The organism is Roseobacter cerffii (genome assembly GCF_054226325.1).
This window is the reverse complement of the sequence record NZ_CM135757.1, coordinates 1,317,352-1,330,333: the sequence shown is the minus strand read 5'-3', so window position 1 is coordinate 1,330,333 and position 12,982 is coordinate 1,317,352. Positions and strand designations below refer to the sequence as shown.

Sequence of the window (12,982 nt, the reverse complement as noted above, 5' to 3'; positions counted from 1 at the left end):
ATCCATTTTGTGATTTTTATACGTTACTATCTTGTCACGTGACTATTGAGTAACCTATAAGAAACCATGGATTCGATATTCAAAGCCTTGGCTGACCCCACCCGCCGCACACTGCTCGACAGTCTGCGCGCCAAACCCGGGCAAAGCCTGCTGGACCTGCAAGGGCAGCTCGACATGTCGCGATTTGGCGTGATGAAGCACCTCGGTGTGCTGGAAGGGGCCAGGCTGATCGTCACCCATAAGAAAGGCCGGTTCAAATACCATTACCTCAACGCCCTGCCCCTGCAGGAAGCGATAGACCGCTGGGTCGAGCCCCTGCTCGAACAACCAGCGGCACGAGCGGTGATCAATCTCAAAACAGACCTTGAAGGAGCACCCAACATGTCCAAACCCGATTTTATGATGCAGACCTATATTCACTGCACGCAGGACGCGCTTTGGCACGCGCTGACCGACCCGGAGGCCAACGCGGCGTACAACTTCGTGGTGGGCAGCTGCGAGCGCGAGGGCAATCGCCTGATCTACCGCTTCCCCGACAGCAGCCTGATGCTGATCTGCACGGAGACGAAGCTGACACCCAAGACCCGCATCGAAAGCACTTTCGAGCCCCATTGGGAGGGTCCGGATGCAGATATGAAGGCGTCGCGATACGTCTATCTGATCGAGCCGCAGGGCGAGAACTGCCTGCTCACACTCGAGCACTATGATCTGCCCAGCGATCAGCAGGCGGGCGTGGCCGATGGTTGGCACCGCACGCTGGCGGGGCTGAAGACGTGGCTTGAGACGGGCAAGACCGTGCGCTTCACCAACGCCGAGATGGAGGCTTGAGCCATGCAGAGCGCGCTTTCAACCGAGCTTGCCATCGTGATCTGGCTTGCGGTCTTCGCCGCCTCGCTCTGGATCCCTTACATCGTCGGTGTGAACATGCACCCGCAGGATGGCGTCGACGACTTTGCCCGCCCACCGCCCCTTGCAGGCTTCCCCGACTGGGTACACCGCGCGCATCGGGCGCATCTCAATCTGCTAGAGCAACTCTTGCCCTTTGCAATTCTCGTGCTGGTCGTGGATCGGCTCGGCGGGTACTCCGCGCTCACGTTCTGGACGGCAGTGACATTTTTTGGACTGAGGATCGCCCATGCGCTTGGCATGATCACCGGACTCGCACGGTTTCCGGTGCGTCCGATCCTCTTCACCGGCGGATGGATCTGCTGTCTGCTGATGGGATATGCCGCCTACACGGCATGAGGCCACATTACCTCGGTGCGGCTACCCGCTCACATAGGGGGTCGCGCCGGGACGGTAGAAAATCTTCTGATTGTGCAGACGGCCCAAGAGCTCTTCGTTCTCGCGTTGGTCTGCCTCGATCACCGAGATCGCCTGGATATCGGCCGGATTGTCATCCGCCAAGGCGCGCCGCATCTTGCAGAGCTCGCGTCCACGGGCGCGCAGCGCCTCCTCGATCAAATCGACATCGTGAATGCTCAGCTCGAATGTGCGGTTGTAACGCGGCATAGATGTAGGCTCCCAAGTCGATCTGCATGTGGTGTATGGTCGGAAATAACACACGAAATGTCGCAGTCAACGTATTCATCGGTATACTTCTCCGACGGGCCGCTTGACTTCACCGCCATCAAGGCGCATCAGCCGCTGCACATAACCCGCAACCGGGCGTCTCGTAGGCGCCAAACCGACGAGGAGTGCCAGCAGATGGCTCCAAAAGACACCGCGATCTCTCTCACCTTTCCCGATGGCAATGCGCGCAGTTTCGAGGCTGGAGTGACCGCTGGCGATGTGGCCGCCAGCATCTCGACCTCCCTGCGCAAGAAGGCGATCTCGGCCACCGTGAACGGTGCGCATTACGATCTGGCCTGGCCGATCGATCACGATGCCAGCATCGCAATCCATACCATGGCCGATGAAGAGCAGGCCAATGAATTGGTGCGCCACGACCTTGCGCACATCATGGCGCGCGCAGTGCAGGAAATCTGGCCCGATACCAAGGTCACCATCGGGCCTGTGATCGAGCACGGCTGGTATTATGATTTCGACCGCGCCGAGCCCTTTACCCCCGAAGATCTCGGCCTCATCGAGAAGAAGATGAAGGAGATCATCAACAAGCGCGACCCGGTGCGCACCGAGGTCTGGGACCGCGTCCGCGCGATCAAGCACTACGAGGACAACGGTGAACCCTACAAGGTCGAACTGATCGAGGCGATCCCCGGCGATGAGCCGCTGCGCATGTACTGGCATGGCGACTGGCAAGACCTCTGCCGCGGGCCGCATTTGCAGCATACCGGTCAGGTGCCGAGCGATGCCTTCAAGCTGATGTCCATCGCGGGCGCCTACTGGCGTGGCGATAGCGACCGGGCGATGCTGCAACGCATTTATGGCGTTGCCTTCACCGGCAAGGAGAAGCTGCGCGCGCATCTCAACATGCTGGAGGAAGCCGCCAAGCGCGACCACCGCAAGCTGGGCCGCGAGATGGACCTTTATCACATGCAGGAAGAGGCGCCGGGCCAGGTGTTCTGGCACCCAAATGGCTGGTCCATCTATACCACCCTGCAGGATTACATGCGCCGGAAACAACGTGCAGGGGGGTATCAGGAGATCAACACCCCACAGGTGGTGAACCGCAAGCTCTGGGAGGCCTCGGGCCACTGGGAGAAGTACCAGGAGCATATGTTCATCGTCGAGGTGGAGGAAGAGCACGCCTCCGAAAAGGCGATCAATGCCTTGAAGCCGATGAACTGCCCCTGCCACGTGCAGGTGTTCAACCAGGGCCTCAAGTCCTACCGCGACCTGCCGCTGCGGCTGGCGGAGTTCGGCGCCTGTACCCGGTATGAACCCTCGGGCGCGTTGCACGGGATCATGCGCGTGCGCGGCTTCACCCAGGACGATGCGCATATCTTCTGCACCGAAGATCAGATCGAGGCGGAATGCGCGAAATTCATCAACTTCCTGGCCGACATCTACACCGATCTGGGGTTCGAGAAGTTCGAGATCAAATTCGCCACCCGACCGGAAAAGCGCGTGGGCAGTGACGAAAGCTGGGATCACGTGGAGGGCGCGCTGGAAGCCGCAATCAAGGCGACCGGGCGCGATTTCACACTGGAGCCAGGGGACGGCGCGTTCTATGGCCCCAAGCTCGACTTCTATCTCACCGACGCCATCGGTCGGGTTTGGCAGTGCGGCACCTTCCAGGTCGACCCGAACCTGCCTGAACGTCTGGGCGCGACATATATCGGCGAAGACGGCGCAAAGCATCGGCCCTATATGCTGCACCGCGCCTGCCTGGGCTCGTTCGAGCGATTCATCGGCATCCTGATCGAGAACTCGGCGGGCAAGCTGCCGTTCTGGCTGGCGCCGCGGCAGGTCGTTGTCGCCTCGATCATCTCCGACGCCGATGACTATGTGCAGGAGGTCGTCGAGGCCCTGAAGGCCGCGGGCGTGCGCGCCGAAGCGGACGTGCGCAACGAGAAGATCAACTACAAGGTCCGCGAGCATTCGGTGGGCAAGGTGCCTGTGATCCTGGCCGTGGGCGCGCGCGAGGTCGAAGAGCGCACCGTGACCGTGCGCCGCCTTGGAGAAAAGCAGACCAAGGTGGAGCCACTTGCGGATGTAACAGAGGCGTTGGGCCGCGACGCCACCCCACCGGACCTGCTGTAACAATTCCGCACCTCACATCGTCAAAATGGCGATGTGAGGCCGGAATTCTGTAACATTTTGCAATACGGGCCCCGAATCCCGCTGTGCCGCCCAACAAATTCTGACGGCTCCGTGAGACACAGGCTCGTGAGTGGAAAGTCGGTTTTCCAACCTTTAGCTTTTGCCCTATCATTGGCCACGATGGTCCTCAAATAGGGAATGAAATCATGTCGAACACCATGAAAACAGTCGCAATTGCCGGTGCCGTTGCTGCAGCGATGACTGCACAGGTCACCACCGCCCAGGCTGCCGCCAAAGAAAAATGCTACGGCATCTCGCTGGCGGGCGCGAACGACTGCGCGGCAGGCCCCGGCACAACCTGCGCCGGCACATCGACCGTGGACTACCAAGGCAACGCCTGGACCCTCGTGGACGCGGGCACATGCGCCGAGATCGAGCTTCCGGCCATGGCAGACGGCACACCACGCCAGGGTTCGCTGGAAGAGCTGGAGCGCGACCTGCCTGCATAAGGCTTGATATTCAAAGACTTGCGTCCGGCGGCATAGCTCGCCGGACCACTCTCATCTGACGATACCCGAGACCTCAATTCTGTCGGAGGGCCAAGATGCTGGACAACTCTCCCCGTTTCGATCATTTGCCCGCAGCACCCGGTGTCGGCTACAAGCCGCAGCATTTTGCCGAGCTGCGCGCAGACCCCGGCCCGGTCAAGTGGATCGAGGTGCATGCCGAGAACTACATGGGCGACGGCGGGCGGCCACTGGCGCAGTTGCGCGCGCTCTCCGAGCAGTTTGCCGTCTCGGTGCACGGCGTTGGCCTGAGCATCGGCGGCGCAGGCGCGCTGGACGCGGACCACCTTGCCCGTCTGAAGAAACTGGTCGGTTGGGCGCAGCCTGCAAGCTTCTCGGAGCACCTCGCATGGTCGACCCACGGCGCGGAATTTCTCAATGATCTTTTGCCCCTGCCCTACACCAACGCCACGCTGACCCGCGTCGCCGAGCACATCGATCAGGTGCAATCGACGCTCCGCTGTCAGATGCTGCTGGAAAACCCTTCGAGCTATCTCGCTTTCGCCGAAAGCACCTGGTCCGAGACCGAATTCCTGACCGAACTGGTGAAACGAACGGGCTGTGGGCTGCTGCTCGATGTCAACAATGTGTTTATCTCCGCCACCAATCTGGGCCTCTCCGCGCAAGCCTATATCGAGGCTTTCCCGCTGCATGCGGTGGGTGAGATCCATGTGGGCGGCCATGATGAGGAAACCGACGATCACGGTGCGCCGTTGCTGATCGACAGCCACGGCAAACCGGTTGTCGATCCGGTCTGGGCGCTGCTCGACATCACGCTCGCGACGTCCGGCGCCCGTCCTGTGCTGGTGGAATGGGACACCGATGTGCCAGACTGGCCCACTCTGCGCCGCGAGGCGGAGCGCGCGGCAAAGGCTTTGTCCCCGGTTCAATGACTGTCACGCAAACGACATTTCGCAGCGCCCTGCTGGACCCGACCCAGGCAGTGCCGGAGGGCCTGCTGGACGGCGCCGATGGCCCTGCGGGCCGCCGTTTTTCGGTCTATCGGAACAATGTCGTTGTATCGCTGACCGAGGCACTGCAGGTCGCATTTCCGCTTGTTTACAAGCTGTTAGGCGCGCAGACTTTCGGAAAGCTGGCCGCCATCTACGTGCGCGCGCACCCACCCAGTTCGCCCCTGATGATGCACTACGGCGGCGCCCTGCCAGGCTTTCTTGAGCAGTTCGAGCCGCTCGCCCACATCGGATACCTGCCCGATTGCGCCCGGCTCGATCTTGCGACCCGCGCGTCCTATCACGCAGCGGATGCCCCGGCCTTTACCGCTGAGCGGCTGCAATGCGACGCGGACACCCTGATGGGGATGACGCTGGCGCTTGCACCCGCCACGCGGACTGTTCGGTCCCGCTGGCCCCTCTACGACATCTGGCGCATGAATTTCGAGGCCGACGCGCCAAAGCCGCGCGCCGTGGCCCAGAACGTGCTGATCACGCGCCCAGCGTTCGACCCAGCGCCTCATCTGTTGCCCAGAGGCGCCGCCACCTGGCTCGACAGCCTTGCGGCCGGTCAGACCTTCGGAGACGCCCATGAGGCCGCGCTCGCGGCGTCAGCAGACTTCGACCTGGCGCAAGCACTGTCGCTTGCGTTGCAAACCAGCGCCCTGACGGACGACAAGACAAAGGACAGTTAAATGATCTCTCTCTACGCCTCGGTGACCGACCGCATCGCGCGGGCGGACTGGCTGCTTGCCACCCTCGCACGGCTGGTCTTTGCAGGCACGCTGCTGCTGTATTTCTGGGTTTCAGGCCTCACCAAGCTGGGCGAAGGGGTCATGGGCCTGTTCCAGCCCTCTGTCGGCGCCTATGCGCAAATCTTCCCCAAGGCGATGGAGGCTGTCACCTATGACGTGACCCAACTATCGCTGTTTCATTGGGCCGTCGTGGTTGCCGGAACCTGGGCCGAGTTCATTCTGCCAGCGCTGATTGTGCTGGGGTTGCTGACCCGCCTGTCTGCTCTGGGGATGATCGGCTTCGTCATCGTGCAATCGCTGACCGATCTCATCGGCCACGGCGGGTTTGAGCACAAGGAGACCTATGGCGCCTGGTTTGACCGCTTCCCCGACAGCGCGATCCTGGATCAACGCGCGTTCTGGATCTTCGTGCTGCTGGTTCTGGTGATCAAGGGCGCGGGGCCACTCTCGCTCGACGCCGCACTCAGCCGCCGGGCGCCCGACGCCTGAACGCGCCTCAGGACACGCCCAAAGCGGCCTGCGTGTCCTTGGCCCACCCCAGGTACATATCGGTCCCTGAGACGATCAGGGGCCGTTTCATCAGGCTCGGGTGCGCCTTGAGCAGCTCCAGTGGTTCCCCAGCGCGCGCTTCATCATCTAGGCCGCGCCAAGTGGTCGACCGCGTGTTGACCAGAGCCGCACCGAACTGCTCCAGCGCGGCCGCCAGAACATCCTCCGGCACGCCTTCTGCGCGCACATCCACCAAAGTCGCCTCCGGCAACGCCTTCAGCGCCTTTCTGCAAGTATCGCAGGTCTTCAATCCGTATAGTCGCATGATTTACTCACAATTCCAAAAATTCCGGGCTGAAATCAGCAGCTTTCTTCCCGTTTCGCTTGATTTTTACAGAGGAAGGGCAATCTCTTAAAGGGCAGAACATACGATTAACACCGTATGAATTGCATGCAGAAGCCGCCCGGAAGATCTGGCGCGGTAAGGTAAGACAAAAGGAGGCACGGAAGGCATGCCAAATGGCACCGTGAAGTGGTTCAACACCACAAAAGGCTACGGCTTTATTGCCCCGGAAGGGGGCGGCTCGGATGTGTTCGTACATATCTCTGCGGTTGAAAGATCGGGGTTGACCGGTCTGGCCGACGACCAGAAAGTGAGCTTTGAACTGGCAGAAGGGCGCGATGGGCGTCAGATGGCCAGCGATCTTAAACTGCTATAATCAAACAACAAAAATGACAGTGCGACGCCGCGGGCGACCAGAGGGTCGGCCGGTTGGCCAAGGCGCTGCCCCCACATACCGCGTGACCGATACGCGCCCAGACGCAGGGGGCTCTCACGCCGGATCAGGCGGGCCAAACTCTGTCCAATGCTCTCCCATGGCCACAATGCAGGATGTGCCCGAGGCATAGCGCACGACCATCGTCCAATCGCCCTGCGCATCGGTCCAGACCTCCATCACCTGCTCCCGCCCCCGCAGCCCGCTAGCCTGCCGCGCACTGCCATATTGCAGTGTGAGCCGTTCGCGCAATTCCTCCGACGGCGCGCAGATGATCTCGCCAATGGGTGAGGCCAGCGCTGGCAATGGCGTGCAGAGGAGGACAGTCAAAGCCGTGAGTCGAAGCATGCCATTTTGTAACACTTTTATGACGGGCTGTGGATAAGAATTCGCGGGCCGCGCGAAGGTGTTTCCAAGTGGCTGATCCAGCGTCCGCGCAACACCTCGACCGCCAGAATTCCGCGGCGCCCAAACCGTCATGAAAACAAGGGAAACACAACGTCGGTATCACGTCGGTATTTTGTCGGTATTGCGTCGGTGCGCGGGTCGGTTTCCGGCGGATTTGGCGGTGAAACGGGCCTTTCGTGGCCAGAGTGTTAACGCATCATCCGCCGCGCGTGCAGTCGAGACAGCGCGGGATGGCGGGGTCGGAGGTGAGGCGCGCAGGGGCGATCTCCTCGCCGCAATCGGTGCAATAGCCGTAGTCGCCCTCATCGAGCCGCTGGAGGGCGGCGCGGATGCGCTGCCGCTCGGCTTGTCGCCGCCGGGCCTGCGCCTGCGCCATGGCCTGGTTCTGCAGCGCATCCATGCGCGAGAGCCGCCCCACCGCCTGTTGGTCGAGCGTGACGGTCTTTTGGCCGTCGAGGCCCGCTGCATCCTCCGCGTCGAGGGCGTCAAGGCGGGTGGTGAGGGCGGTGCGCGGGTCGATCATGCGGCGAGCTTAGTCGGAATGGCGGGTGGCTCAAACCCCGCGTCCCGCGGCTCTGCTGCGGACGGTCCGTTCCGGGTGATCTGGTGGGGAGGTGCGATGCGGGGGCAGCTGGTGCGCCGCAGGCGCTGATAAAAGATCGTAGGCCGGGCGTCAGCCCGGCCTGCCTTTGGACTATCTAAGCGGAATGGATTTTCGTGGACGTCCACGTCGACTCCGCAAAAGCTTTGCTTTCGCTCTGTCTCCCCCTCGAGTGCTGCGCACCCAAGTGCCCGGACCGAGGGGCGGGAAACAAGCGAAGCGCCCGCCCCGTGGTGGGGTTGGAGCCGGTCCGGGCGCAGCCCGGCAATTGATCCGGGGGATCAATTGAGGCGACAACGGGCGGAGCCCCGGGAGAGAGGCGCTTTGAAAGTGGTGATGTGGTTTGTGCTACACGGCGCCCGAACCGAGGGGCGGGAAGAAGCGAAGCGCCCGCCCCGTGGTGGGGTGAGCGATGTTCGGGGCGGAGCCCCGATCAAAAGGTCCGGGGGGACCTTTTGAAGTCGCGAACGCGGCGCGCGCAAGCGCGACGCCGGGTGACAGGCGCATTTGAAATCAGCTATGCAATTTGTGCGAAGCGCCGCGCCCGAACCGAGGGGCGGGAATCAAGCGAAGCGCCCGCCCCGTGGGGGCGGTTCGGGCGCTGCCCGCCTTTGGCGGGCATTACGCAGTCAATCCGATGGACGGCCTCTGCCCGACAGCTTCCATCGACTGCTTGAGGAGCATAGCCTTCCGCGCAAGCGAATCCAGGTAATCAATTGACTTACCACGATCATGCTCTGTCCGAAGTTGCGAGTTGACAACCTGCGCATTGCCGTTGCTGAAGAAGCGCGCAAACTCTAGGTAAGAACGTACATCACCTGCCGACAGCATTGAGTGAAAATGACCGGAATTCACGAGCGGATTGAGTGCCGAATAGTCAAAGGCCTGCATTGAAACAAACAGATTTTCTATTTCAATCTGCCCTGCGCCTACGCGGTCTTTCAAGTACGTTATTTGCGAAAGAAAATTATCAACTTCAGCGCAGTTCATCTCGGCCTCAGTTCTCAAGACTTTGAAGGCCATCTCTCTTTGCTTGGCCACAGTTCTTTGCATCAAGCGATACTGAATCCCAGCCCCAGCAACCACTCCGATGAAAACCCAAAATCCGTTCCAGAAGGCAATTTGTATCATGTAAAAGTCCAACTCTTCCCCAATACCTCCAGATTATATTTGGCAGTTTTGCCGCTTTGACCGCGCCCCCGGCGCAACCGTTTTTCACTTGAAACGCTCCCCCAGAGCGTTTCATCCCCGCTTACGCGGGGTCGTTCAAAACCCCCTGAAACTCCCGCCATTCCCCTTTGCTCATGCCGGAGGTCTCCTGCGTCACTTCCTCTCCGGCGAGCATCTTCTTGATGCACTCCAGCGCGCGGCCTGAGAGGGTGGCTCCGCCCAGGCGGTAGTCCTCGAAGGCGCCGTAGGCGGCGGGGACCCAGTCCTTGACCATGGCGCAGATGGCCTCGGCGTAGACGCGGATTTCGTATTGGGCGTGGGCGTCGGCGCGCAGGCGCAGGAAGTGGAAGAGGTTGTGCAAATCCACCTTCCAGTACCATTGGGTGTAGACATTGGCGGGCAGGTTCATGCGGGCAAGCTCGCGCGCGAGGCCCTGTTGGCCGTCCTGGCTGATCATCTCCTCGTAGTGATCATAGCAGCGCATGGCGTCCTGTTGCAGGTAGAGGAGGACGCGTTGGGCCTCCTCACCGGTGAGCGCTTCGCCCCGGCCCTGGTTGTTCACCACCGATTGGGCGGCGAGGTCGTCGGGGGCCGGAATGTAGAATTCGCGGTCGAGGATCGAGTAGCGCGCGGAGTATTCGTTGACGTTGGCGGTGCGGTGGCGGATCCACTGGCGGGCGACGAAGACGGGCAGTTTCACGTGCAGTTTGACCTCGCACATCTCGAAGGGGGTGGAGTGCCAGTGGCGCATGAGGTAGCGGATGAGCCCTTCGTCATTCTGTACCGATTTGGTGCCACGCCCGTAAGAGACGCGGGCGGCCTGGCAGATCGCGGCGTCGTCGCCCATGTAGTCGATGACGCGGACAAATCCGTGGTCGAGCACGGGCTGGGCGGTGTAGAGGTGCTTTTCCATGCCGGGGGCGGTGGCGCGCAGGGTGGGTGTGGGTTCGGCGCGTTGCGCGTCGATTTCAGCTTGGTGCTCGGACGAGAGCGGCATGGGGGCATCCTTTCGAGGGCATGAGTCGGGGATGACTATATCTGGGCGCGGGGCGTCGCGGAACAGCTATATGATGTATTTTCCCGATGGGTTTCGCGCGAGGTAATCAGCGCGATGTGACTGGCATCGCCGGGCGGGCGTGCTAGTGTTGCGTCAAATCAATGGAGTGATGGAGGGGCGGCATGAGCCTGAAGTATCTGCACACGATGGTGCGCGTGAAGGATCTGGAGAAATCGATCGCGTTTTACGAGCTGTTGGGGCTCAAGGAAACCCGGCGGATGGACAGTGAGGGCGGGCGCTTCACGCTGGTGTTCATGGCGCCTCCGGGGCAGGAAGAGTGCCCGGTGGAGCTGACCTATAACTGGGACGGCGATGAGGGGCTGCCGAGTGACAGTCGGCATTTCGGGCATCTGGCGTATCGGGTAGGCAATATCTATGAGGTCTGCCAGCATCTGATGGACAACGGCGTGACGATCAATCGGCCGCCACGGGATGGGCATATGGCCTTTGTGCGCTCGCCTGACAATGTGTCGATTGAGCTTTTGCAGGAGGGCGACAACCTGGCCCCGGCAGAGCCCTGGGCGAGCATGGACAACACAGGGCACTGGTGATCCGCGCCGCCCTCTGCGCTTTGGCGATTTTGTCAGGGCCAGCTATGGCCGAGTGCCGGCTGGCGCTGGTGCTGGCGCTGGACGTGTCATCGTCGGTCGATGCGGCGGAGGATAGGTTGCAGCGGGGCGGGCTGGTGTCCGCCCTGACCGCGCCGGAGGTCGAGGCGGCGTTCTTTGCAACCGATGACCCGGTGGCGCTGGCCATTTACGAGTGGTCGGGGCGGTACAATCAGGAGCTGTTGCTGGATTGGACGGTGATCGACAGCCGGGCGAAGTTGCTCTACGCCGCCGAGACGCTTGCGCGCAGCATCCGCAGCCACAATGATTTCCCGACGGCGATGGGCTATGCGCTGGGATATGGCGCGCGGCTTCTGGAGCGTGCGCCCCGGTGTCTTTATCAAACGCTGGACATGGCGGGGGACGGGCAGAACAATGAGGGGTTCGGCCCGGCGCTGGCCTATGCGGAATTTCCTTTCGACGGGGTCACGGTGAATGGGCTGGTCGTGAATGGCGCCGATTATGAGGCGGAGACCGGGCTCATCGCGTTTTATCAAAGCCAGGTGCTGCATGGGCCGGGCGCGTTTCTCGAGATTGCGCAGGGGTTCGAGGATTACGAGCGCGCGATGCGGCGGAAACTGGAGCGGGAGCTGTCGCCGCCAGTGATCGGAGCCCTGTCTTCGGATCCCAAAGGATGAGGGCCTTGCAGGCGTTGTGCCTGGCGGGCGCAGTTGCGGCGGTGACGGGCAGCGAAGCCGTGGCAGGTTGCCGCCAGGCATTGGCGCTTGGGCTGGATGTGTCGGGCTCGGTTGACCTGCGGGAGTATCGGTTGCAGATCGACGGGCTTATCACAGCGCTGAATGACCCTGAGGTGGTGCGCATCCTGCTGGCGGTACCCAGCGCGCCCATCGCCGTGATGGTGTTCGAGTGGAGCGGGCCGGAGGATCAGGTCGTGCTAGTGCCCTGGACCACCGTGGCGGATCCCGACACGCTGGCCGGGATCAGCGCTGCGCTGGCGGAGACAGAGCGGCGCGATGCGACGCCCGGCACCGCCCTCGGCGTGGCGATGAAGACGGGCGCGGCATACCTTGATCAAAAGAAGGACTGCTGGAAGCGGACACTGGATATCTCGGGCGACGGGCAGTCGAACCTCGGCCCCCGCCCGCGCGACGTGAAAGACGCCATTGGCGCGCGCGGCATCACCATCAATGCGCTGGTGATCGGAGCCGATGCGCCCGCCACCGGCGACCGGCGCCAAAGCGAGATTGCCGAGCTGTCGTCCTACTTCCGATCAAACGTGATCACAGGGCCGGATGCTTTTGTGCAAACGGCCCTGGGTTTTGAGGACTATGCGGCCGCCATGACCGCCAAGCTCAAGCGTGAACTCGACGGGCTGGCGATCAGCGCGCTTCAGTAGATGTAGCGGATCTGGTCCGACCAGTAGCGCTCCATGCGCTTCAGCGACCGGGTGATGTCATCGATGCCATCCGGGCCCAGCACACCCTTGTTTTCGAGCCCATCCGCATGGCGGGAGAAAAGATCGGCCACCACATGGCGGATCTTCTGGCCCTTTTCGGTCAGCTTCACCCGCACCGAACGGCGATCAATCTCGCAACGCTGGTGATGCATGTACCCCATGTCGACCAGCTTCTTGAGGTTATAACTGACGTTGCTGCCCTGGTAGTAACCCCGGCTTTTCAGCTCGCCCGCGGTGACCTCGTTGTCACCGATGTTAAAGAGCAGCAGCGCCTGAACCGCATTGATCTCCAGCACCCCGACCCGCTCGAACTCGTCCTTGATGACATCGAGCAGCAGGCGGTGCAAACGCTCCACCAGCGACAACGCCTCGAGGTAACTGACCATGAAGCCCTGACTGCGGGCCATGGCGGGCGTCTCCGGTGGAATTTGATCTTGAATGCTCATCTACGCGCTCCGACTCGTTCCAATTTGGTCGGAATATGCGCGAGAAACGCCAATAATTCGTTAAAAACAGGCA

General features: G+C 61.7%; 18 protein-coding genes. 11 read left to right on the top strand and 7 right to left on the bottom strand.

Annotated features, from left to right (window positions below):
- The first annotated feature begins 66 nt into the window (after positions 1-66).
- Both ACVC7O_RS06555 and ACVC7O_RS06550 read left to right on the top strand, forming a co-directional pair.
- Entirely contained in the window at positions 67-828 is a 762-nt protein-coding gene (locus ACVC7O_RS06555; protein WP_458325285.1) for an ArsR/SmtB family transcription factor, read from the top strand.
- Between the two features lie 3 nt (positions 829-831).
- Positions 832-1,245, top strand: a complete 414-nt coding sequence (locus ACVC7O_RS06550; protein WP_458325284.1) for an MAPEG family protein — start codon at positions 832-834, stop codon at positions 1,243-1,245.
- Between the two features lie 21 nt (positions 1,246-1,266).
- Here the strand turns inward: ACVC7O_RS06550 and ACVC7O_RS06545 are convergent, their stop codons facing one another.
- Positions 1,267-1,512, bottom strand: a complete 246-nt coding sequence (locus tag ACVC7O_RS06545; protein ID WP_458325283.1) for a hypothetical protein — start codon at positions 1,510-1,512, stop codon at positions 1,267-1,269.
- A gap of 195 nt (positions 1,513-1,707) precedes the next feature.
- On the opposite strand from ACVC7O_RS06545, the gene thrS reads away from it, so the two are divergent.
- The 5 genes from thrS (at position 1,708) to ACVC7O_RS06520 (ending at position 6,426) form a co-directional block, all read left to right on the top strand.
- Positions 1,708-3,666: a threonine--tRNA ligase gene (thrS, locus tag ACVC7O_RS06540; protein ID WP_458325282.1), complete on the top strand. Its 1,959-nt coding sequence runs from the start codon at positions 1,708-1,710 to the stop codon at positions 3,664-3,666.
- 206 nt (positions 3,667-3,872) lie between these two features.
- Positions 3,873-4,175 carry a BufA1 family periplasmic bufferin-type metallophore gene (locus tag ACVC7O_RS06535; RefSeq protein ID WP_458325281.1) on the top strand — a complete coding sequence of 101 codons (303 nt, stop codon included), beginning with the start codon at positions 3,873-3,875 and terminating at the stop codon, positions 4,173-4,175.
- A 95-nt stretch (positions 4,176-4,270) separates the two neighbouring features.
- Positions 4,271-5,125 carry an MNIO family bufferin maturase gene (gene bufB, locus ACVC7O_RS06530; RefSeq protein ID WP_458325280.1) on the top strand — a complete coding sequence of 285 codons (855 nt, stop codon included), beginning with the start codon at positions 4,271-4,273 and terminating at the stop codon, positions 5,123-5,125.
- Positions 5,122-5,877 carry an HvfC/BufC family peptide modification chaperone gene (locus tag ACVC7O_RS06525; RefSeq protein ID WP_458325279.1) on the top strand — a complete coding sequence of 252 codons (756 nt, stop codon included), beginning with the start codon at positions 5,122-5,124 and terminating at the stop codon, positions 5,875-5,877. The genes bufB and ACVC7O_RS06525 overlap by 4 nt, the downstream gene beginning before the upstream one ends.
- On the top strand, positions 5,878-6,426 hold the full coding sequence (locus ACVC7O_RS06520; RefSeq protein WP_458325278.1) for a DoxX family protein: 549 nt from the start codon (positions 5,878-5,880) through the stop codon (positions 6,424-6,426).
- A gap of 7 nt (positions 6,427-6,433) precedes the next feature.
- Here ACVC7O_RS06520 and ACVC7O_RS06515 read toward each other — a convergent pair whose 3' ends face one another.
- On the bottom strand, positions 6,434-6,751 hold the full coding sequence (locus ACVC7O_RS06515) for an arsenate reductase family protein (RefSeq protein WP_458325277.1): 318 nt from the start codon (positions 6,749-6,751) through the stop codon (positions 6,434-6,436).
- Positions 6,752-6,938: 187 nt separating this feature from the next.
- On the opposite strand from ACVC7O_RS06515, the gene ACVC7O_RS06510 reads away from it, so the two are divergent.
- Positions 6,939-7,145: a cold-shock protein gene (locus ACVC7O_RS06510; RefSeq protein WP_263842769.1), complete on the top strand. Its 207-nt coding sequence runs from the start codon at positions 6,939-6,941 to the stop codon at positions 7,143-7,145.
- Positions 7,146-7,259: 114 nt separating this feature from the next.
- Here ACVC7O_RS06510 and ACVC7O_RS06505 read toward each other — a convergent pair whose 3' ends face one another.
- From ACVC7O_RS06505 to thyX, 4 genes are all read right to left on the bottom strand, one after another.
- A complete protein-coding gene (locus ACVC7O_RS06505; RefSeq protein WP_458325276.1) occupies positions 7,260-7,550 on the bottom strand; it encodes a hypothetical protein in 291 nt (96 codons plus the stop codon).
- Positions 7,551-7,806: 256 nt separating this feature from the next.
- A complete protein-coding gene (locus tag ACVC7O_RS06500; protein WP_458325275.1) occupies positions 7,807-8,133 on the bottom strand; it encodes a TraR/DksA family transcriptional regulator in 327 nt (108 codons plus the stop codon).
- 699 nt (positions 8,134-8,832) lie between these two features.
- Positions 8,833-9,342, bottom strand: coding sequence for a hypothetical protein (locus ACVC7O_RS06495; RefSeq protein WP_458325274.1), 510 nt, complete (start codon positions 9,340-9,342; stop codon positions 8,833-8,835).
- 121 nt (positions 9,343-9,463) lie between these two features.
- Positions 9,464-10,378: an FAD-dependent thymidylate synthase gene (gene thyX / locus ACVC7O_RS06490; RefSeq protein ID WP_458325273.1), complete on the bottom strand. Its 915-nt coding sequence runs from the start codon at positions 10,376-10,378 to the stop codon at positions 9,464-9,466.
- A gap of 182 nt (positions 10,379-10,560) precedes the next feature.
- On the opposite strand from thyX, the gene ACVC7O_RS06485 reads away from it, so the two are divergent.
- Genes ACVC7O_RS06485 through ACVC7O_RS06475 form a run of 3 tightly spaced genes read left to right on the top strand, consistent with a single transcriptional unit; the run spans position 10,561 to position 12,403 of the window.
- On the top strand, positions 10,561-10,989 hold the full coding sequence (locus ACVC7O_RS06485; RefSeq protein WP_458325272.1) for a VOC family protein: 429 nt from the start codon (positions 10,561-10,563) through the stop codon (positions 10,987-10,989).
- 44 nt (positions 10,990-11,033) lie between these two features.
- Entirely contained in the window at positions 11,034-11,684 is a 651-nt protein-coding gene (locus ACVC7O_RS06480; protein WP_458325271.1) for a DUF1194 domain-containing protein, read from the top strand.
- Positions 11,681-12,403 carry a DUF1194 domain-containing protein gene (locus tag ACVC7O_RS06475; RefSeq protein WP_458325270.1) on the top strand — a complete coding sequence of 241 codons (723 nt, stop codon included), beginning with the start codon at positions 11,681-11,683 and terminating at the stop codon, positions 12,401-12,403. The genes ACVC7O_RS06480 and ACVC7O_RS06475 overlap by 4 nt, the downstream gene beginning before the upstream one ends.
- On the opposite strand, the gene ACVC7O_RS06470 is transcribed toward ACVC7O_RS06475, so the two are convergent.
- Positions 12,397-12,909: a MarR family winged helix-turn-helix transcriptional regulator gene (locus ACVC7O_RS06470; protein ID WP_458325269.1), complete on the bottom strand. Its 513-nt coding sequence runs from the start codon at positions 12,907-12,909 to the stop codon at positions 12,397-12,399. The two genes, ACVC7O_RS06475 and ACVC7O_RS06470, sit on opposite strands and share 7 nt — an antisense overlap.
- Positions 12,910-12,982 lie beyond the last annotated feature (73 nt).